The sequence below is a fragment of the Streptomyces sp. NPDC007875 genome, from assembly GCF_042868035.1.
Lineage (GTDB): Bacteria > Actinomycetota > Actinomycetes > Streptomycetales > Streptomycetaceae > Streptomyces > Streptomyces antimycoticus.
On record NZ_JBIADZ010000019.1, the window covers coordinates 204,948 to 226,074 of the forward strand.

At 71.1% G+C, this 21,127-nt stretch carries 12 protein-coding genes; 5 read left to right on the forward strand and 7 right to left on the reverse strand.

The genetic code is table 11. The features are described 5' to 3' along the window. Positions 1-48: 48 nt before the first annotated feature. Positions 49-921 (reverse strand): RNA polymerase sigma factor SigJ, encoded by an 873-nt coding sequence (gene sigJ, locus ACFYOY_RS32900; protein ID WP_351892689.1) that lies wholly within the window; start codon positions 919-921, stop codon positions 49-51. A 204-nt stretch (positions 922-1,125) separates the two neighbouring features. On the opposite strand from sigJ, the gene ACFYOY_RS32905 reads away from it, so the two are divergent. After that, complete coding sequence (locus tag ACFYOY_RS32905; RefSeq protein ID WP_388591161.1) at positions 1,126-2,235, forward strand: PP2C family protein-serine/threonine phosphatase; 1,110 nt, start codon at positions 1,126-1,128, stop codon at positions 2,233-2,235. 128 nt (positions 2,236-2,363) lie between these two features. Then, positions 2,364-5,024 carry an ATP-dependent Clp protease ATP-binding subunit gene (locus tag ACFYOY_RS32910; RefSeq protein ID WP_351892694.1) on the forward strand — a complete coding sequence of 887 codons (2,661 nt, stop codon included), beginning with the start codon at positions 2,364-2,366 and terminating at the stop codon, positions 5,022-5,024. Between the two features lie 21 nt (positions 5,025-5,045). On the opposite strand, the gene ACFYOY_RS32915 is transcribed toward ACFYOY_RS32910, so the two are convergent. After that, positions 5,046-6,239 carry a CapA family protein gene (locus tag ACFYOY_RS32915; RefSeq protein WP_388591137.1) on the reverse strand — a complete coding sequence of 398 codons (1,194 nt, stop codon included), beginning with the start codon at positions 6,237-6,239 and terminating at the stop codon, positions 5,046-5,048. Between the two features lie 319 nt (positions 6,240-6,558). Between ACFYOY_RS32915 and ACFYOY_RS32920 the strand changes: the two genes are divergently transcribed. Beyond that, on the forward strand, positions 6,559-7,410 hold the full coding sequence (locus tag ACFYOY_RS32920; RefSeq protein ID WP_388591139.1) for a class I SAM-dependent methyltransferase: 852 nt from the start codon (positions 6,559-6,561) through the stop codon (positions 7,408-7,410). A 41-nt stretch (positions 7,411-7,451) separates the two neighbouring features. On the opposite strand, the gene ACFYOY_RS32925 is transcribed toward ACFYOY_RS32920, so the two are convergent. From ACFYOY_RS32925 to ACFYOY_RS32945, 5 genes are all read right to left on the reverse strand, one after another. After that, complete coding sequence (locus tag ACFYOY_RS32925; protein WP_388591141.1) at positions 7,452-9,194, reverse strand: CocE/NonD family hydrolase; 1,743 nt, start codon at positions 9,192-9,194, stop codon at positions 7,452-7,454. After that, the gene (locus ACFYOY_RS32930) at positions 9,148-9,363 is read right to left on the reverse strand and encodes a hypothetical protein (RefSeq protein ID WP_388591143.1); all 216 of its coding nucleotides are present in this window, start codon (positions 9,361-9,363) and stop codon (positions 9,148-9,150) included. Before ACFYOY_RS32930 ends, ACFYOY_RS32925 begins: the two co-directional genes overlap by 47 nt. A gap of 86 nt (positions 9,364-9,449) precedes the next feature. Then, on the reverse strand, positions 9,450-9,680 hold the full coding sequence (locus ACFYOY_RS32935) for a DUF5988 family protein (RefSeq protein WP_351892719.1): 231 nt from the start codon (positions 9,678-9,680) through the stop codon (positions 9,450-9,452). A 26-nt stretch (positions 9,681-9,706) separates the two neighbouring features. Continuing rightward, complete coding sequence (locus ACFYOY_RS32940) at positions 9,707-10,477, reverse strand: AfsR/SARP family transcriptional regulator (RefSeq protein ID WP_043239098.1); 771 nt, start codon at positions 10,475-10,477, stop codon at positions 9,707-9,709. A gap of 735 nt (positions 10,478-11,212) precedes the next feature. Continuing rightward, complete coding sequence (locus ACFYOY_RS32945) at positions 11,213-12,025, reverse strand: methyltransferase domain-containing protein (RefSeq protein WP_351892729.1); 813 nt, start codon at positions 12,023-12,025, stop codon at positions 11,213-11,215. Between the two features lie 243 nt (positions 12,026-12,268). On the opposite strand from ACFYOY_RS32945, the gene ACFYOY_RS32950 reads away from it, so the two are divergent. Then, entirely contained in the window at positions 12,269-19,567 is a 7,299-nt protein-coding gene (locus ACFYOY_RS32950; RefSeq protein WP_388591146.1) for a type I polyketide synthase, read from the forward strand. A gap of 41 nt (positions 19,568-19,608) precedes the next feature. Beyond that, on the forward strand, positions 19,609-21,127 hold a 1,519-nt coding region (locus tag ACFYOY_RS32955), incomplete at its 3' end, for a type I polyketide synthase (protein ID WP_388591148.1).

Consider the following 21,127-nt stretch of genomic DNA (forward strand, 5'->3'; position numbering starts at 1 on the left):
TTCACGAGGAGGACGACATGGCGGCCCGAGATGTGACGGTGATGCCGGTCACAGGTTCGGCAGGTCGAGATGGCGGAGCTTGTCGGGGTTGATGATCACGTCGATCTCGGTGATCAGACCCTGGTGCACGGAGAAGGCGAAGACCACGGCCTGGTCGCCCGTGCGGTCGGCGATGACCAGGCCCGGGGCGTCGTTGACCTCGCAACGGTGCACCACCATCGTGGCCGGGTCGAAGCCCCGGGCGAGACGCTGGGCGAAGCGGGCCACCTTCTCGTTGCCCACCACCGGGACCCGGGCCGCCGTCACCTTGCCGCCACCGTCCGAACGCCAGACGACCTCCGGATCCAGGATCTCCAGCAGCCCCTCCATGTCACCGCCCAGGACCGCCTGGAGAAACGCGTCCACGGCCCGCCGGTGCTCCCCGCGGTCCACCGAGCGCCGCGGCGCCTCCTCCCGGACCCGCTTGCGCGCCCGGGAGGCCAGCTGCCGTACGGAATCCGAACTCCGGCCCACGACCTCGGCGATCTCGGGGAACGGCACCGAGAAGACATCGTGCAGGATGAAGGCGGTCCGCTCCGCCGGGGTCAGCCGCTCCAGCACGGTGAGCAGCGCCAGACCCACCGACTCGTCGAGCGTCACCCGGTCCTCCGGACCGCCGGCCGCCACCACCGGCTCGGGCAGCCAGGGGCCGACGTACGCCTCGCGCCGCACCCGCGCCGAACCCAGCAGGTCGTAGCAGATCCGGCTGATGACGGTGGTCAGATACGCGCGAGGATCGGCGACCTCGTCCGCGGGCAGCGCCTGCCAGCGCAGCCAGGTCTCCTGCACCGCGTCATCGGCGTCGGCGACCGAGCCGGTGATGCGATAGGCGACGGCCCACAGCCGGTCGCGCTGTTGTTCGAAATCGGTCAGCTCTGCCATGTCCTGATCCTCTCGTCGGCCCGCGAGTGAGGACGAGACGGCGGCCGGAAGTGTGACAGCCGCCTCCCGGGTGCGGCGGCGGTCTCCCCGGCGAGGCCGCGGCCCCGTGGGAGACCGGGGCCCCTTCCGGTGGAGCGTTGTGCCCTGCCGGGCGGGGCGGGGCTGGCGCGGGGGCAAGGGCAGGCGTAAGCAGTAGATGTGCACATGTGGCAGGGTCATTCGGATCTGCGCCGGCCAAGGTGGCGTACCCGCGTCTTGGTCGTGATCCCCCTGCTGGTCATCGGCCTGATCACGCTCGGCGATGTGCTGGCCCCGGCGAGCGTCCGGCTCAGCCCGCTGCTGATCGCGGCCCCCGCCATGACCGCCTCGTTCGCCGGCCCCCTGCTCACCGCGTGTGTCGGGCTCCTGGCCGTCGGCGCCCAGATCGTGGCGAACGCCTATGAGGGCTTCCTCGGCCACCCCGGCCGCCTGACCGAGGTGATCACCCTGGCCCTGGTCTCGGCGATGATCGTGCTGTTCCGCGCGGTCCTCGACCGGCATATGCGCGAGCTGAACCGGGTGCGGGCGGTGGCCGATGTGGCGCAGCGCGTCCTGTTGCGCCCGCTTCCCGTCCGCGTCGGCCCGCTGCTGATCGCCTCGGTCTACCTCGCGGCCGAGCCGGGGGCGGAGATCGGCGGCGATCTGTACGCGGCGGCGCGCACCTCGAACACCACCCGCCTGATCATCGGCGATGTCCGGGGCAGCGGGCTGACCGCCGTCGCGGACGCCTCCCTGGTGCTCGGTGCCTTCCGTGCGATGGCCCACTGGCCCGTACCCCTGACCGATCTGGCGGCCCACTTGGACACCGCCCTGTCCGCCGAGCGGACCGAGCCCCCCGACAAGGCGCCCGGGGCGGGGGAGTCGTTCGTCACCGCCGCCGTGCTGGAGATCCCCGACGACCAGCCGGTGGTCCGCCTCGTCAACTGCGGACATCCACCGCCGATCGCGCTGCGCGACTCGGGCGTGAAGACCCTGGAGGGCCATGCGCCCGCACTGCCGTTGGGCCTCGGCCATCTGGTGGCCGACCGGTACCACAGCGAGGTCTTCCCCTTCGACGAGGGCGATCAGCTGCTGCTCTACACCGACGGGGTCATCGAGGCGCGGAACAGCGAGGGCACCTTCTATCCGCTCGTCGAACGGCTCCCCGGATGGAACGGCGCGGGCCCCCAGCACCTCGTCGACCGAGTGCACCGCGATCTGATCTGCCACACAGGCGGCCACCAGGGCGATGACGCCGCCCTGGTCGTCCTCGAACGCCACGGGGTGAAGCCCTGACCACACCAGGCGGCGAGCCGAGGCGGCCCGGCCGGGGAGCTGGGCCGGAGCCCTGCGTCGCCGATGCCCGCCGCCCGCGAAACCGCCCACGAACGGACATCAGCGCCAATCGCCCTTAAACTGGTCACATGGGCAGCGGGAATGAGGGCCCGAACCAGGGCCCCGAGGACTTCGGGCCGGATCCACTCGGCGACTTCCTCGCACGCTTCCTCGGGACCGGGCCTGCCGGGCAGCGGCCCGATTCACGACATGTCGACTTCGGCCGGCTGATGAGCGAGAACGCGCGGCATCTCGTCTCGGCCGCCGCGTCCTACGCCGCCGAACATGGCAGCACCGACCTCGACACCGAACATCTGCTGCGGGCCGCGCTCTTCTCCGAGCCCACCCGGAGCATGGTCTCGCGCGCCGGAGCCGACCCCGACCGGATCGCCGCGGATATCGACCGGGAGGCGGGAGGCGGCCCGCCGCGCAACTCGGTCGCCGTCACCCCGGCGGTCAAGCGGGCGTTGCTCGACGCCCATGAGATAGCCCGCTCACGCGGCTCCTCGTACATCGGCCCCGAACACGTACTGATCGCGCTCGCCGCCAACCGCGAGTCCACCGCCGGGCAGATCCTCAACGCCGCCCGCTTCGAACCCCGGGCCCCCGGTCCGCCCCAGACCGGCGGCCTCACGCCGAGCGCCCCCACGACCGACCAGCGGCCCGTTGTGGACCAGCGGAAGACCCCGAACCTCGACCGGTTCGGCCGCGATCTGACCGAACTGGCCCGCGAGGGGCGGATCGACCCGGTGATCGGCCGCGATGAGGAGATCGAGCAGAGCATCGAGGTGCTCGCCCGGCGCGGCAAGAACAACCCGGTCCTCATCGGCGAGGCCGGAGTCGGCAAGACGGCCGTCGTCGAGGGGCTCGCCCAGCGGATCGCCGACGCCGATGTGCCGGACATCCTGCTCGGCCGCCGGGTCGTCCAGCTCGACATCGCGAGCGTCGTGGCCGGTACCCGCTTCCGCGGCGACTTCGAGCAGCGGGTCACCGGCATCGTCGATGAGATCCGCGCCAACTCCGACGAGTTGATCATCTTCATCGATGAGCTGCACACGGTCGTGGGCGCCGGCGGGGGTGGCTCCGAGGGCGGCCAGATGGACGCGAGCAATCTCCTCAAGCCCGCGCTGGCCCGCGGCGAACTGCATGTGATGGGCGCGTCCACGCTCCGGGAGTACCGCCAGTACATCGAGAAGGACGCCGCGCTCGCCCGCCGCTTCCAGCCCATCATGGTCCCCGAGCCCACCCCCGCGGACGCCGTCGCCATCCTGCACGGTCTCCGGGACCGCTACGAGGCCCATCACCAGGTCCGCTACACCGACGAGGCGCTGCTCGCCGCCGTCGAGCTCTCCGACCGCTATCTGACCGACCGTTTCCTGCCCGACAAGGCCATCGACCTCATGGACCAGGCCGGGGCCCGGGTCCGGCTGCGCTCCAGCGGCCGCGGCACCGATCTGCGCGCCCTGGAGCGGGAGGTCGAGCAGCTCACCCGGGACAAGGACCAGGCTGTCGCGTCCGAGAGCTACGAACGCGCCACCTCCCTGCGGGACCGCATCGCCGAACTGAACACCCGGATCGCGGAGGCATCCGGTACGCAGTACCACGGCGGGCGCGTCGCCGAGGTCACCGTCGAGGACATCGCCGAAATCGTCTCCCGGCAGACCGGAATCCCCGTCGCCAGCCTCACCCAGGAGGAGCGCCAACGCCTGCTGGGCCTGGAGGAACACCTCCATCGGCGGGTCGTCGGGCAGGAGGAGGCCGTGGCCGCCGTGGCCGACGCGGTCCTGCGCGCCCGCGCCGGACTCGCCGACCCCAACCGCCCGAGCGGCAGCTTCCTCTTCCTCGGCCCCACCGGCGTCGGGAAGACCGAACTGGCCCGCGCACTGGCCGAGGCGCTCTTCGGCAGCGAGGACCGCATGGTCCGCCTCGACATGAGCGAGTACCAGGAGAAGCACACCGTCAGCCGGCTCGTCGGCGCGCCCCCCGGATACGTCGGGCACGAGGAGGCCGGGCAGCTCACCGAGGCGGTGCGCCGCCAGCCCTACTCACTGCTGCTCCTGGACGAGGTGGAGAAGGGGCACCCCGATGTCTTCAACATCCTGCTCCAGGTGCTCGAGGACGGCAGGCTGACGGACGCCCAGGGCCGCACCATCGACTTCAAGAACACCGTCATCGTGATGACCAGCAACCTCGGCTCGGAGGCCATCACCGGACGCGGTGGCCCTCTGGGCTTCGGCGGCGGTGGCGACGAGGCCGACGAGGCCGCGCGCCGGGAGCGGGTGCTGCGCCCGCTGCGCGAGCACTTCCGGCCGGAGTTCCTCAACCGCATCGACGAGGTCGTCATTTTCCGCCGGCTCGCCGACGACCAGCTGCGGCAGATCGCCGATGTGCTGCTGGAGGAGACCCGGCGCCGGTTGCGCGCCCAGGACGTCAGCGTGGAGTTCACCCCGCTCGCCGTCGAGTGGCTGGCCCGGCACGGACACCAGCCGGAATACGGCGCCCGGCCGCTGCGCCGCACCATCCAGCGCGAGGTCGACAATCCGCTCTCCCGGATGCTGCTCGGCGGCACGCTGCCGGCCCACAGCCATGTCCGGGTCGATGTGGAGAACGAAAACCTGGCCTTCCACACGCAGGAGGCGGAGCGGACGGGGCAGCCCGGCCCGCCGGGCCAGGCGGAGGATCTGGGTCGAACAGGGCAGCGAACGGAGCAGCCGGACGAGCCGGGCGGGCCGGATCAGCCCGAGTGGTAGCGCCACGGGGAGCGGGCCGGGTCAACGGCCCATGGTCAGGCCGTCCTTCTTGGCGCCCCGGCTGAGCACCGCCTCCTGGATGGTGCTCAGGGCGCTGGTGTAACCCGGGTTGCCGGGGCTCTTCTCCAGGGCCCGGGGAAGGTTCACCAGGGAGATCGGATCGTTGTCCACGGCGTGCGGGATGTACTCCGCCTTCTTCACCTTCCACGCCCTGCCCCGGGCGGTGGGCGGGACGAAGGTGAAGCGGGCCGCCGAGCCCATCTGACCGCGCTTGTCGGGCATGATCCCCGCGATCTGGTCCCCCATGCCGTAGACCACCCAGGTGCCGTTGACCTTCTCGTACGCCTGGGGGACATGGGCGTGGGTGCCGATGATCAGGTCGATGTCGCGGCGGCCCCCGTCCTTGGAGGCGGTCAGCTTCTTGGCGAGCGCGAGCTGCAGCTTGTCCGGCGCCTGCTGCCATTCGGTGCCCCAGTGCACGCTGACGACGACCACATCGGCCCCGGCGCGTCGCGCGGCCCGGGCGTCCTTGATGATCCGCGCCGGGTCGATGAGGTTGACCAGCCACGCCTTGCCCTTGGGGACCGGGATGCCGTTGGTGCCGTAGGCGTAGGCGAGCTGGGCGACCCTGGCGCCGCCGGCCTCCATCATCGTGGGACGGGTGCTCTCCCTGGCGGAACGGGCCGAGCCGGCGTGCTTGAGCCCGGCCTTGTCCATGGCGTCGAGGGTGCGGACCACCCCCTCGGGACCGGCGTCGAGGGTGTGGTTGGAGGCGGTGGAGCAGGAGTCGTAGCCGAGGCTCTTCACGGCAGAGGCGAGCTGCGGAGGCGTCTTGAAGGTCGGATAGCCGGTGAACGGTCCGTGGGCGGCCCCGTAGACGGTCTCCATATGGCAGATGGCCAGGTCGGCCTGGGCGACGACGGGCGCCGCCGCCCGGATCATGCGCTGGAAGTCATAGCCGTCACCGCCCGCGTCCGCCTGCGCCTGCCGGATGACCGAGGCGTGCACCAGCAGATCGCCGGTGGCCACCAGGGTGAAGCCCTTCATGGCCCCGCTCCTGGCCGGGGCGGTTCTCGACGGCTTCTCCTCGGCCTTGGGGGTGGCCGGTGTCCCGCTGCCGCACGCGGTGGCGGCGCCGAGCAGGGCGACGGCGAGAAGCGCCGTCCGATGGCGTGGGTGATGGGACACGGTGCACTCCGCACTGGTCCGGGCCATGCCGGACCCTTTTGTTCCGATTGTCGGATTGTCGTATTTATATGCACGACATCCGGAGGGGTTGCGGAGTGATGTGGAGCTTCACCGGTTCGGCCGACCGGATGTACCCGATGGGCCCGGCTGCCCCTTGTTCGGCGCCCATCGATGGGACAATGCACGCCGGCCGCGCGGAGCCGCGGCCCGGGCGGTCCCCAAGCCGCCGTCCGTCGTGTAACTCCCTCGTGAACATGGGCGGTTAGCGATGCGCGCGGAGTGCTGAGCTGACACCATCGGGTGTGTCGCCCGCGACATACGGCGGGACCTCGGGGGAGGACGCTTCATGCAGATCGGCCGGCCCAGCATCACCGCCCGCGGCGCGGCCGCGTTCCGCGCGGCCCACCAGGAGCTGGAGGGCGGCCGGGTGTTTCACGATCCGCTGGCGCTCCGTATCCTCGCCGCCGACGCGGACGATCCCCTCCTCGAGGCGGCCTTCCGGCCCGAGCGCGAGGATGTGCGGCTGTCCGTGGCCGCCCGCGCGCGGTTCGCCGAGGACGCCGTCGCGGCCGCGGTGGCGCGCGGGGTGCGGCAGGCGGTGGCGCTGGGGGCGGGGCTGGACACCTTCGGCTGCCGCAATCCGTACGAGGCGGAGGGCCTGCGGGTGTTCGAGGTGGACCATCCCGCGACCCAGGAGTGGAAGCGCGGCCGACTGGCCGCCGCGGAGATCCCCGTACCGCCCTCGCTGACCTTCGCACCGGTCGACTTCGAGCGGCGGAGCCTGGCCGACGGGCTGACGGCGGCGGGCTTCGACCCGGCCGGCCCGGCGTTCTTCAGCTGGCTCGGGGTGGTGCCCTATCTGACGCACACCGCCGTGCTGGACACACTCGGCTTCATCGCTGGCCTGCCGGGCGGCTCCGGAGCCGTCTTCGACTACGGTGAGCCGCCGGACACGCTGCCACCGGAGCACCGCGCCGTGCACGAGGCCCGCGCGGCATGGGCCGCCGAGGCCGGTGAGCCCTTCCTCAGTTTTTTCACTTCGGAGGAGCTCGCCGGTGACCTACGCCGGCTGGGCTTCTCCGCGCGGGAGGACATCCGCTACCGCGACCTCACGGCCCGGTACGAGAGTGGCCACCGCATGGCCGACGGGTACGCGGACCTGGGCGCCCATGTGATCCACACCTGGATCCAGGGCTGAGCCCGGACCGCCGGTGGGCGGCCCGGACCCCGTCAACTCCCTTACGGACGAAGGAACTTGGTGAATCCGCCAGCGGCGGTCACCGGTACGGTGACACGGCTGCCGCCCAGGTCCACCGTCACCTTCGCCCCGGTCGGATCCTCGAAGTAGAGGAAGTCGGCGTCGGTGCCGCCGAGGACCAGCCCCAGCCGATGGCCCGGCTTGATCTCGTAGTCGTTCGGCAGTGTCTTCCAGGCGATCCGGTAGGACCGGCCGGGGGTCAGCGGCTCGGGGGTGGTGACCGAGTGGCGGTTCTGGGCGTCCATCCAGCCGCGGGCGATCACCTCCGCGGATTTGTGCGCCGTCACATTGGCGGTCTTCTGGTAGCAGGCGTCGTCCTGAGTGGTGCTCTCACCGTGGCACGAGTCCTCGTCCAGGCCCTGAAGACCGTCATGGATCCTGTTCTGCGGCTCGTTGCGGTTCCAGTCGATCCGTTCGTCCTCGCCGTAGTCCACGAGCAACGCGGTGAGGTTCGACGTCGGTTTGTCGAGAGTGACCCGCAGATCCGCGGTGGGCGTGCCGGAGAGCCGCACCCCGGTGCGCAGCGGAGGGGTGAGGAACGCCAGCCGGCCCGGATGGCTCGCCGATGGGTCGGTGGTGAGATCCGCCTCGCTCAGCTTGGTGTCGGTGAAGGTCCCGGTGCCGCTCGCGGGGCTCAGCGCCAGCGAGCCGTCGGGCCCGGGGCGCAGGGGCACCGAGGAGGTGCGCGCGGGCCAGTCGGCCTGGGTCGTCCAGGTGGTCGGGCCGGTCTGCAGATCGACCCGGGGCTCGTCCATGATTCCGTTCTGCACCCCGTACAGCCAGTGGTCGAACCACCGGTGCACGGTGTCGACCCACTGCGCGCGCCGACCGGGCCAGTCGAACGGATCGGTGTGCCCGTAGCGGCCCAGCCACAGCTTGCGCGGCACATCGCGCTCGGCCAGCGGGGCCCACCAGTTCGCGAACTGGTCGATCCGGACGTTGTAGTCGCTGAGGTCGTGTGCCGCGAGGACGCTCGCGCGCACCTTGCTCACCTCGGGCGCCGGCTGCGCGATGTAATTGCGCTCATGCCAGTGGGCGTTGTAGTTACCGGTGGCGTCGTCCTCGCCGGCCTGCAACCGGTCCCGCACCGCCTGGCACTTCTGAGGTGGGTCGGTGTCCAGCGCCGTCGTCAGATAGGAGGCGAAACCATTCCAGTGCTTGGCGCCGTTGGTGCGGGCGAAGTCGTACCACGAGCTCATCCCGGAGATCGGGACGATGGTCTCCAGCCCCTCCACACCGGTGCCGGCCACGGCATTGGCCAGCATGCCCTCGTACGAGTGGCCGATCATGCCCACCTTGCCGGTGGACCAGGAGGCTTTCACCTCGCTTCCGTCGGCCGCGTACGCCGTGGCCCGGCCGCCCAGCCAGTCGATCGTCGCCTTGGCGGCCGCCACGTCGGAGGCGCCGCCGATCGTCAGACAGCCGTCGGATCTGCCGGTCCCTGTCACATCCACATCGACCACGGCGTAGCCGCGCGGCACGAAGTAATTGTCGTAGAAGAGCGGGAACTTGGCCGGGGCGCCCTGGGCGTCGTAGCCCTTCCGCTCCGACTCGAACCCGCGGCCCACAGTGTCGTTGTAGGGGCTGGCCGACATGATGACCGGCACCTTGAGACCCTGCTGGGTCTCCTTGGGCCGGATGATGTCCACCGCGACCCGGTCCTTGTGTCCGTCGCCGTCACTGTCGACGGGCGTCTGGACCCATGAGGTGCTCGCGCACGGCATCCGGATACGAGAACATCGGCTGCGTGCGGCCGTTCACCACCTGGGCACCGGGCGGGCCGAAAGGCTGGGCCGACGTCCGGGCCGACGCGGGCCCGGCGGGCAGCGCGGCAAGGGCTGTCGATATCGCGACCGCGGCGATCATGACGCCGCGCCATCGTGAGGTGAGCATACGGACCTCCTGGCCACGGCCCCCGCCCCGGGATCAGGAGTCGGCGGCGACCGGTCGGCGATCCCGGGGTTCCGGGGCCATGGAGGCTACTCGGCGATTTTCGTACGCATGGTCCAGCGAAAGATCGCTGTGGTGATGTCAGCGGAATCGCTGACGAGTTCGAAGTGCTCGTATCCATCGCGATGCTGGATTTTGAGCTTCCTGCTGCTGAGGGTCGACCGCCCGGTCTGGAATGCCCGGGGCAGATCTTCAGGTCCGCCTTCGAGGACGACCTCGATCGGGCTGCCGTCGGACAGGTAACTGACGTGATCGCTCATATGTCCACCTCCTTACGCGGTCTTCCTCATGCGGGAACATGCAGTTCCAGTCGGTCATCCGAGGTGAGGATGGCCCGCTGCATGTCCTGCAGGGCCCGGCACGGTTCGAGCCCGAGTTCCTCATTGAGCGTCTTGCGCGCCGCTTGATACACATGCAATGCGTCCGCCCGGCGGCCACAGCGGTAGAGCGCAAGCATCAACTGACGGTGGAGTGCCTCCCGCAAAGGATGCTCGGTGGTCAACTGGTACAGATCACTCACCAGTTCGCGATGGCGGCCGAGCATGAGCCGGGAATCCGTCAGCATCTCGATGCATTCCAGCCGGGCCTCCTTCAGCCAGGTCTGAAAGCCTTCGAGGATCGGCCCATGGCATACATCATCCAGCAACGGGTCGCGCCAGAGATCGAGTGCGCTTTCGAAAGTGGCCGTGGCCTGCTGGTAGCGCCGCTCCCTGAGATGATCCCGGCCCTCGCACACCAGTCGTTCGAAGCAGTGGAAGTCGAGGCGATCGGGGCCCAGCCGCAGGACATATCCCGGGGGGCGGGTGAGAACGGGGCTTTCGCTCTGGCCTGGCCGGCGCAGGAACTTACGGATCTGGGAGACATACACATGGAGCCCGGCGATCGCCCGGCGCGGCGGGTACTCCCCCCAGATCTCCGCGATGAGCTGGTCGATCGGGACCACCTGATCGGCGCGGACGAGAAGAACGGTCAACAGGACCTCGATCTTCCGCGCCCTGATGGTTAATTTCCGCTCTCCTTCTACCACCCGGAGAGGTCCCATGATCTCATATCGCACGATGTGCCCCATCCGAGTCGCCGACGAGTGCGGTCATGGGAAAGTCGGCGCCTTTGCCGGAAGTGCCCGTGGTGTTTTCTGGGTGTTTCCTCGATTTCGAGGACGATGTCCGTCTGCTTCCGGAGGCGAACGGATGTGCGGGATGGGCTCTGGTGGTCCGCGCGGATCGCCGTCCCCGGCCGTCCGGGTGGCGCGCGGGAATTGTCACGTCCCCGGAGTCCGGCGACCCCGGAGGGGATGGGAAGTGGGCGCTTGCTGAGCCGCTTGCGTGTGGAAAGTGGTCCGGTCGCGCTCCTCTGCGCGGGGACGGGCGGTGCCGCCGGATCCACTGACGCACGCCGTTCGCGACTGCCATTACTCACCCCTCTTTTATCGCGGGCCCTGCCGAGGAATCAGAGAACGGACAAGATCGGACGCCTTCGGCGGGTGCCCCACATCGTAAGCAAGTCCTATGACTACCCACCTCACCTAGAATCCGGATATACGCGCCCTCGAGGCGGCGTCCTCGACGGTGCGGAGCGGGTATTCGCAATACGTCCGGAAGATCGGAGTCCGGATATCCCGCACTTGAGGTGTTGCAGTCCGCGAATGAGAATACGCGGATCGCATCGGCCGGGACAAGCGAATCTTGCGAGATCATGGGCCCCTTGGCGCCGCTTTGATGAGGAGCGAGGAATTCCGGCTCCGCGGGACCCATGAAGGGGATGTCGAATAACCGTCAGGTTTGTTGGTGATTCAGGGCTTGTGGGCCACCACGATCGCACAGCCGGCGCTCGGCACGGTGGGGAGGGCCGACTTGGCGGCGTCCAGTACCTCCTGGACGCTGACCCCGTGCTGCGCCTCGAACTCCCGGCGGCAGCGCAGGATGCCGTCGATCATCCGGTTGGCGGTGTCCTTCGTGTTCTCGGTGACATCGGTCAGCTCATCGAGCACCAGTCCCGCGTCACCGATCAGACCGGGCCAGTCCTCCAGCCGGGTCAGCGAGGTGACCACATCGGGATCGCCGTCCGGCTGGTAACTGCCGTCGCTCGGCGGGGTGACATCCGTGAGCACCAACCGGCCCCCGGAACCCAGCACACGGGCCATCTCCCGCAGCGCCGTCGGGCGGTCCATGTGATTGATCGATTCGAATGCGAGTACGGCGTTGAAAGCCGCGTCCTCGAAAGGCATGGCCATGGCGTCGGCGTATTGGAATGCCACCTGGTGGGACAGGTCGGCCAGCCGGGCGGATTCGGTCGCCTGTTTGACCTGGAGCTCGCTGATCGTGATGCCCAGGACATGGGCACCGGTGGCGGTCGCCACGCGCATCGCCGGTTTCCCGATACCGCAGCCGACATCCAGCACCCGGTCTCCCGACCCCACCCGCAGCCGTTCGATCAGCAGATCCGTGAAGCGATCGGTGGCCTCCTGGACCGAACGGGTATCGGACGGGCCGTCCCAGTAGCCGAAGTGGAAGTTGTCGTCCCACGCCATCTGCAGAAGCGGTCCCAGCGAGCTGTAGTAGTCCGACACCGTGCCGCCTGGCGGCACGGCCGATGGAGATGTCATGACACTCCTCCTGTGTGCTCGGAGATCGGGTCGGCCAAGGGCACATAAAGGGCTCACCCGCTCAGCGATGGTCATGGGTTCCGGTAACGCGTCTCTAAAGTCACCGGCCGCGGCCCATTTGGTCTTGCTTTAGAGCCGCGCCCCACGATGGGCCACGTGCTCGCACCGATCATCAATCCGGAGCGGGAGTGCCGCCCATGACCCAGAACACGCAGATGTTCTCCCAGCGCCATATGGGGTGCGATGGATAGCGCCGCGCCCACCCGGACACCTCAGCAAGCGGAGCCCATCGCCGTGGTGGGAATGGCCTGCCGCCTGCCGCACGCACCCAGTCCATCAGCCTTCTGGCGGCTGCTGCGGCAGGGCGGGAACGCCGTCACCACCATGCCGGAGGACCGCCGCCGGACCGGCACCGTCGCCACCGACGGCCCCAACGGGCCTGCCCCGACCTGGTACGGCGGCTTCCTGGACCGCGTCGACGCCTTCGACGCCTCCTTCTTCGGCATCTCGCCCCGTGAGGCGACGGCCATGGACCCCCAGCAGCGGCTGATGCTCGAACTCGCCTGGGAGTCGTTCGAGGACGCGGGAATCCGCCCCGGAACACTGAAGGACACCCCGACCGGTGTGTTCGTCGGCGCCATCTGGGACGAATACGCCACCCTGCTGCGCCGGGAGACCACCGCGGCCACCCGGCACGCCATGACCGGTGTCCACCGCAGCATCATCGCCAACCGGGTCTCCTACGGATACGGTCTGCGCGGCCCGAGCCTCACCGTCGACACCGCACAGTCGTCCTCGCTGGTGGCCGTCCACACGGCCTGCGAGAGCCTGCGGCGCGGGGAGTGCACCCTGGCACTGGCCGGCGGTGTGAACCTCATCCTCACCGAGGACAGCATGACGGCCGCCGCCGCCCAGTTCGGCGGGCTCTCCCCGGACGGGCGCTGCCACACCTTCGACGCCCGCGCCAACGGCTTCGTCCGTGGTGAGGGCGGCGCGGCGGTGCTCCTCAAACCCCTGGCCGCGGCCGTGCGCGACGGCGACCCGGTGTACTGCGTCATCCACGCGGGAGCCGTCAACAACGACGGCGCCACCGACGGACTGACGGCCCCCGGCCCGGCGGCCCAGGAGGACGTGGTGCGCACCGCCCACCGGCGGGCCGGAGTCGCACCCGACGACGTCCAGTACGTCGAGCTGCACGGCACCGGAACCCTCGTCGGCGACCCCGTCGAAGCGGCGGCGCTCGGCGCCGCGCTCGGCACCGCCCGGACGGACGGCACACCCCTGCTCGTCGGCTCCGCCAAGACCAACGTGGGCCACCTCGAGGGCGCGGCGGGCATCGTCGGCCTCCTCAAGACTGCCCTCGGCATCAAGCACCGCCTGCTCCCGGCCAGCCTCCACTTCAGCACCCCGAACCCGCGGATCCCGCTGACCGAGCTCGGACTGCGGGTCCAGGACCGGCTCGGCGACTGGCCCCGCCCGGACCGGCCACTGCTCGCCGGGGTCAGCTCCTTCGGCATGGGCGGCACCAACTGCCATCTCGTCCTCGGCGAAGCGCCCGCCCCCGTGCCCGCACCCGCGTCCGCACCGGCCGACGTCCCCGCGCCCCCTGTGGTGGCCTGGCCGATCTCCGCGAAGACCCCCGCGGCGCTACGCGCCCAGGCCGGGCGGCTGCGAGATCATCTTGCGGGCCACGCCGATCTCTCCCCGGCCGACATCGGCGCGGACCACGCCGACCTCTCCCCAGCCGACATCGCACACTCTCTGGCCACCACCCGGACCGCCTTCGACCACCGTGCCGTGCTCCTCGGTGAGGACACCGAGGAACTGCTGAGCGGGCTGGACGCGCTGGCCGAGGGCGCGGAGACCGCCGGAGCGGTGCGGGGCAGGGCCGTGGACGGCGGCGTCGCCTTCCTCTTCAGCGGCCAGGGCAGCCAGCGAGCGGCCATGGGCCGCGAGCTGTATGCCGCCTATCCGGTCTTCGCCGCGGCGCTCGACGAGGTGTGCGACTGTCTGGACGCACGGCTGGCAGAGCCGCTGTACGAGGTGATGTCCGCCCAAGCCCCCTCGCCGCGGACGGCGTTGCTCGACCGGACCTCGTACACCCAGCCCGCGCTGTTCGCCATCGAGGTGGCCCTGTACCGGCTGGCCGAATCCTGGGGGCTCACCCCCGGCCATGTGATGGGCCACTCGGTCGGCGAGATCGCCGCGGCCCATGTGGCCGGTGCGCTCACCCTGCCCGACGCCTGCTCCCTGGTGGCCGCCCGTGGCCGGCTGATGCAGTCGGTCACGGCGAAGGGGGCCATGGCCGCGCTGCAGGCTGACGCGGACGAGACCGCCGGACTGCTCGCCGGATGGGAGGACCGGCTGGACATCGCCGCCGTCAACGGGCCCTCGTCCGTGGTGATTTCGGGCGACCACGACGCCGTCCACACGGCCGCCGCCGTCTGGCGCGAACGCGGCCGCAAGGCCCGGCTGCTGAAGGTCAGCCACGCCTTCCACTCGCCGCATATGGACGGCGTGCTCGACCAACTGTGCGCCGTCGCCTCGGAGTTGACCTTCTCCGCACCGGCCGTCCCCCTCGTCTCCAATGTGACGGGAGGGTTCGTCACCGCCTCAGACCTCGCCTCACCCGACTACTGGGCCCGGCACGCCCGCCACGCGGTGCGCTTCATGGACGGTGTGCACACCCTCCTGGACGCCGGTGTCACCACCTTCCTCGAACTCGGACCGGACGCCCCGCTCACCGCCATGACCCGCGAATGCCTCACCGCACGGCCGGGACCGGCCCCCGGGCGGGCGCGCCCGGCCGCCGTGGCGGCGCTGCGCCGCGACCGTCCCGAGGTGCGCACCTTCGCCAGCGCCATGGCCCAGGTGTATGTCCGCGGCGCCGAAGTGGCCTGGGACCGGGCCTGCGCCGGGCATCCCCGGCAGCGGATCGCCCTGCCGACGTACGCCTTCCAGCGCGACCGCTACTGGCCCGGCGCCCCACCCGAAGCCACCGCACCGGCCACCCACACCACCGAGACGGCCGCCCACGCCACCGAGACGGCCGCCCACGCCACCGAGACGGACCGCGCCCCGGACCCGGCGCCGCCCACAGGAGAGTCGGCCGAGCCCGCCGACGCGGCGTGGCACCGCGATCCGCTGGACACCGTGCGGACGCATGTGGCCCTCGTCCTCGGGCACTCCGAACCGGGCGCCATCGATGCCGGCCTCACCTTCAAGGAGCTGGGCTTCGACTCGCTCGCGGCGACCGAACTGAGCGAGCGGCTCGGCGCGGCCACCGGGCTGCCCCTCACCGCCACGCTCACCTTCGACCACCCCACCCCACTGGCCGTCGCCGACCATCTGCGCGCCCACACCACACCCGTCACAGGCTCCTCCACTGCGTCCATGGCCACCACACCGCGCGACACCGGCGAACCGATCGCGGTAGTCGCCATGGGCTGCCGCTTCCCGGGCGGGGTCGACTCGCCCGAGGCACTGTGGCGGCTGGTGGCCGAGGGCGCCGACGCGATCGGGGAGTTCCCCCGGGACCGCGGCTGGGACCTGGCCGGACTCTTCGACCCCGACCAGGACCGCCCCGGTACCAGCTACGCCCACGAGGGCGGCTTCCTCTACGACGCACCGGAATTCGACGCGGAGTTCTTCGGTATCAGCCCCCGCGAGGCGCTGGCCACCGACCCCCAGCAGCGGCTGCTGCTGGAGACCGCGTGGGAGACCTTCGAACGGGCGGGCATCCGCTCCACCTCCCTCCGGTCCAGCCCGACCGGCGTGTTCGTCGGAGTGACGGCCCAGGACTACGGCCCCCGGCTGCACGAGGCGCCCAAGGGGCTCGACGGCCATCTGCTGACCGGCGGCACCCCGAGCGTGGTGTCCGGCCGGGTGGCGTTCACCTTCGGCCTGGAGGGGCCCGCGGTGTCGGTGGACACGGCGTGTTCGTCGTCGCTCGTGGCCGTCCATCTGGCGGCGCGGGCACTGCGGCAGGGCGAGTGCGCGCTGGCCCTGGCCGGAGGGGTGACGGTGATGGCCGCACCCGGCATGTTCACCGGCTTCTCCCGCCAGCGGGGGCTGGCCCCCGACGGCCGGTGCAAGCCGTTCGCGGGGGCGGCCGACGGCACCGGATGGGGCGAGGGCGTCGGCCTGCTGCTCCTGGAACGACTCTCCGACGCCCGGCGGGAGGGCCACCGGGTGCTGGCCGTGATCCGGGGCTCGGCCGTCAACCAGGACGGCGCCTCCAACGGCCTGACCGCGCCGAACGGCCCCTCCCAGCAGCGGGTGATCCGCCAAGCCCTCGCCGACGCCCGGCTGTCGCCGTCCGAGGTGGACGCCGTCGAGGCCCATGGCACCGGAACCACCCTCGGCGACCCGATCGAGGCCCAGGCCCTGCTCGCCACCTACGGGCAGGAGCGGACCGGAGACCGGCCCCTGTGGCTGGGCTCGCTGAAGTCCAACATCGGCCACACCCAGGCCGCCGCCGGCGTGGCGGGCGTCATCAAGATGGTGATGGCCATGCGGCACGGACTGCTGCCCGCCACCTTGCACATCGACGCCCCCAGCCCGCACGTCAACTGGGACAGCGGCGCGGTGCGTCTGCTGACCGGGCCGGTGGAGTGGCCGCGCGACGAACGCCCCCGCCGCGCGGGCGTGTCCTCCTTCGGCATCAGCGGCACCAACGCACACCTGATCGTGGAGCAGGCCCCCGAGCCGGAACCCGCACCCGCCGGGGCGCGGACGGACGAGGACGACCGGCCGGTGCCCTGGGTGCTCTCCGCCCGGAACGCCGAGGCCCTTCGAGGACAGGCCCGGGAGCTGGCCGCCCGCATGGCCGCCGACAACACGCCGTCACCCCGGGATGTGGGCTGGTCACTGATCACCACCCGGACGGCGTTCGAGTACCGCGCGGTGGTGGTCGGTGAGGACCGCGACGAACTCAACGCCGCCCTCCAGGCGTTGGCGACCGAGAGCACCCACCCGGGCGTGGTGCACACGGGCACGGCGGCCACCACGGGCGGTGCGGGTCCGGTGCTGGTGTTCCCCGGGCAGGGCTCGCAGTGGGCCGGGATGGGCGGCGGGCTGCTGGACGCCTCCCCGGTGTTCGCCGCCCGGGTGGCGGAGTGCGAACGAGCGCTCGCACCCCACGTCGACTGGTCGCTCACGGATGTCCTACGGGGGGCCGAGGGCGCCGCCGATCTGAGCCGGGTGGACGTGGTGCAGCCGGTGCTCTGGGCGGCGATGGTATCCCTGGCCGCCGTGTGGGCCGAGTACGGTGTGCGCCCCGCCGCCGTGGTGGGCCACAGCCAGGGCGAGATCGCCGCCGCCGTGGTGGCGGGAGCGCTGTCCCTGGACGACGGCGCGAGGGTCGTGGCGCTGCGCAGTCGGGCTCTGCGACGCCTGGCCGGCGGCGGGGCCATGGCCTCCCTCGGCGTGGGCCACGAGCGGGCCGGGGAACTGCTGTCCGGGCTCGGCGATCGGGCCGCCGCGGTAGTGGTGGCGGTGGTGAACGGGCCCGAGTCCACTGTGGTGTCAGGGCCGCCGGAGCAGGTGGCCGCCGCAGTGACCGCCTGCCAAGAGGCGGGCGAGCGGGCGCGCATGATCGAGGTGGACTACGCCTCGCACAGTCCCCAGGTCGACGAGATCGCGGAGGAACTCACCGAACTGCTCGACGGAGTTGAGCCGGTCGGGGCGTCGGGGGCCGGGGTGGTGTTCTACTCCACGGTGACCGGTGGCCGGGCCGATTCCTCCGTGTTGGACACGGGCTACTGGGTGCGGAATCTGCGGGAGCGGGTGCGGTTCGCCGAGGCGGTTCAGGCGTTGCTGGCCGATGGCCACCGGGTGTTCATCGAGGCCAGCACCCACCCCGTCCTCACCATGGCGATGCGGGAGAGCTTTGAGCGCACGGAGAGCGGCGCCGCCGCGGTGCCCACCTTGCGCCGGGACCACGGAGACCTGGCCCAGCTCACGAAGTCGGTCGCGCACGCGTTCATCGCCGGGGCCGAGGTGGACTGGTCGGCTGCCTTCCCGGCCGACCCCACGCCTCGTGCGGTCGATCTGCCCACGTACGCCTTCCAGCGTCGGCGCTACTGGCTGGAGGCTCCCGGCGGGTCCGGCGGGGACCCCGGCGCCCTCGGCCTGGTCGCCGCGGACCATCCGCTGCTCGGCGCCGCGGTGCGGCTCGCCGACGGCAGTGGCCATGTGCTGACCGGACGTCTCTCCCCCCAGACGCATGGCTGGCTCGCCGACCATGTGGTGGCGGGCGTGGCCCTGGTCCCCGGAACCGTGCTGATGGAGTGGGCGCTGCGGGCGGCCGACGAGGCCGGCTGCGGCGCGGTGGAGGAGCTCGCGCTGCGGCTGCCGCTGGTGATGCCCGCGACGGGCGGCCGGTGTGTCCAGGTGGTGGTGGGCCCGTCCGCCGAGGACGGGCGCCGCGACATCGCGGTCTACTCCCTCCCCGACGACGCCCTTCGCACGGGTGGGGACACCGACTGGATGTGCCATGCCGTGGGCGTACTCGGCCCCGCCGTACCGGAGAGCCGGGCGGGGGAGCTGCCCGGGACGTGGCCTCCGCCCGGAACGCGGCCGGTGGACACCGATGGGTTCTACCAACGGATCGCCGCATCCGGATACGCCTACGGAGCCGCGTTCCAGGGGCTGCGCGCGGTATGGCGGGACGGCGCCGATCTGCTGGCCGATGTGGAACTGCCCAAGGCCGCGGGAGAGCCCCATGGATTCGGTATCCACCCCGCCCTGCTGGACGCGGTGCTCCATCCGACGCTGCTGAACGGCCATCTCGATGCCGGGCCGGAGCCGGACGAGGGGCGCATGTGGCTGCCGTTCACCGCGAGCGGGGTGTCCCTGTGGGCGGCCGAGGCCACCGCCGTACGGGTCAGGCTCACCGCCCGTCCGCAGACCGCCGAGGGCGAGCGGGAACTGCGGGTCGTCGTCGCCGACGCCGTGGGCGCCCCGGTGCTGACGATCGACGCGCTGCTGCTGCGCCCCGCCGAGGCCGATCAGCTGCGCTCCCTGAACACCGGCCAGGTGGCCACTGACAGCGTCGGTGGCGGAAGCGTACGGCGGCGCACCGCTGCCGCCGCCGAAGTGCCGTCCGTCGACTGGGCCGCCCGGCTGGCGCGGCTGTCGGCCGTCGACCGGTATCGCACGCTCCTCGGCCTGGTGCGCGACCACGCCGCCACCGTGCTGGGGCACACCGATGCCGAGGTGGTACGCGCCGATGCCAGCTTCAAGGAGCTGGGCTTCGAGTCGCTGACCGCTGTCGAACTGCGCGATCGCCTCGCGGCCGCCACGGGTCTACGGCTGCCCGCGGCCCTGATCTTCCGGTATCCGACCCCGGAAGGCATCGCCCACCACCTAGTGCGACGGCTGACCTCCGACGGCACCGCCGCCACCCCCACCGCGATCGTCCCGCCGAGCACGCAGGTGCCACGGCAGCCGACGGATGAAATGAGCGCGGCCCAAAGGCTGGAGTCCGCCTCGGCGGATCAGGTCCTTGAGTTTATTGACAACGAGCTTGGTGTGTCCTGAATGTGCCGGGCGCGACGATCGCTGAAGGCCGGGTGACCCTCATGGCGAACGAAGAGAAGCTGGTCGAGTATCTCAAGCGCGTTTCCGCCGATCTGCACGATACGCGTCTGCGTTTGCGCGAGGTGGAGGAGCGTTCCCACGAGCCGGTGGCCGTGGTCGGCATGGCCTGCCGCTTTCCCGGCGGGGTCACCTCCCCGGAGGAGCTGTGGGAACTGCTCGTCTCGGGTGTCGACGCGATCGGGGACTTCCCGACGGACCGCGGCTGGGACCTCGAGAACCTCTACCACCCCGATCCAGAGCACTACGGCACCAGCTGTGTCCGCCAGGGCGGATTCGTCGAGGCGGACCGGTTCGACGCGGCCTTCTTCGGCATCAGCCCCAGGGAAGCGCTCGCCATGGACCCGCAGCAGCGACTGGTGCTGGAGATGGCCTGGGAATCCCTGGAGCGGGCCGGTATCGATCCGGTGTCGCTCAAGGGGACCCGCACCGGTGTCTACGCCGGTGTGTCCAGCCAGGACTATCTGTCCCGGGCCCCGCGCATCCCCGAGGGATTCGAGGGCTACGCCACCACGGGCGGACTCACCAGCGTGATCTCGGGCCGGGTGGCCTACACCTTTGGCCTGGAGGGGCCGGCGGTGACGGTGGACACCGCATGCTCGGCCTCGCTGGTGGCCATGCACCTGGCGGTACAGGCGCTACGGCAGGGGGAGTGCACCCTGGCCCTGGCGGGCGGTGTCACCTCGCTCGCCACCCCCATCATGTTCACCGAGTTCTCCCGGCAGCGCGCACTGGCCCCGGACGGCCGGTGCAAGTCCTTCGCCGCCGACGCGGACGGCACCGGCTTCTCCGAAGGCGTCGGCCTGGTGGTGCTGGAGCGGCTCTCGGAGGCGCGGCGCAACGGGCATCGGGTGCTGGCGGTGATCCGTGGCTCGGCGATCAACCAGGACGGCGCCAGCAACGGCCTCACCGCGCCCAACGACGTGGCCCAGGAACGCGTCATCGGCCAGGCGCTGGCCAACGCCCAGCTGACGCCGGGCGATGTGGATGCCCTCGAGGCACATGGCACCGGCACCAAACTCGGCGACCCGATCGAGGCCGAGGCCCTGACCGCGACGTACGGCCAGAACCGCCCCGCCGACCGGCCACTGCTGCTGGGCTCGCTGAAGTCCAACATCGGCCATACACATGCGGCGGCCGGTGTGGCAGGTGTGATCAAGATGGTGATGGCGCTCCGGCACCCACAACTGCCCGCGAACCTGCACCTCGACGTCCCCACCCCGCATGTGGACTGGGAGGACAGCGGGCTGCGGCTGCTGAACGAACCGGTGGAGTGGCCCCACCTGGAACGACCCCGCCGTGCGGCGGTCTCCTCGTTCGGCATCTCCGGTACGAACGCCCATCTGATCCTGGAGCAGGCGCCCGAGGACGATGCGCCCATGGACCCGGCCTGCTCGGACGTGACCACGGTTCCGTGGGTGCTCTCGGCCCGGAGTGCGGAGGCGTTGCGGGGGCAGGCGGCGGCGTTGGCTGGGCGGGTGGGTGGCGCGACCGAGTTCTCGT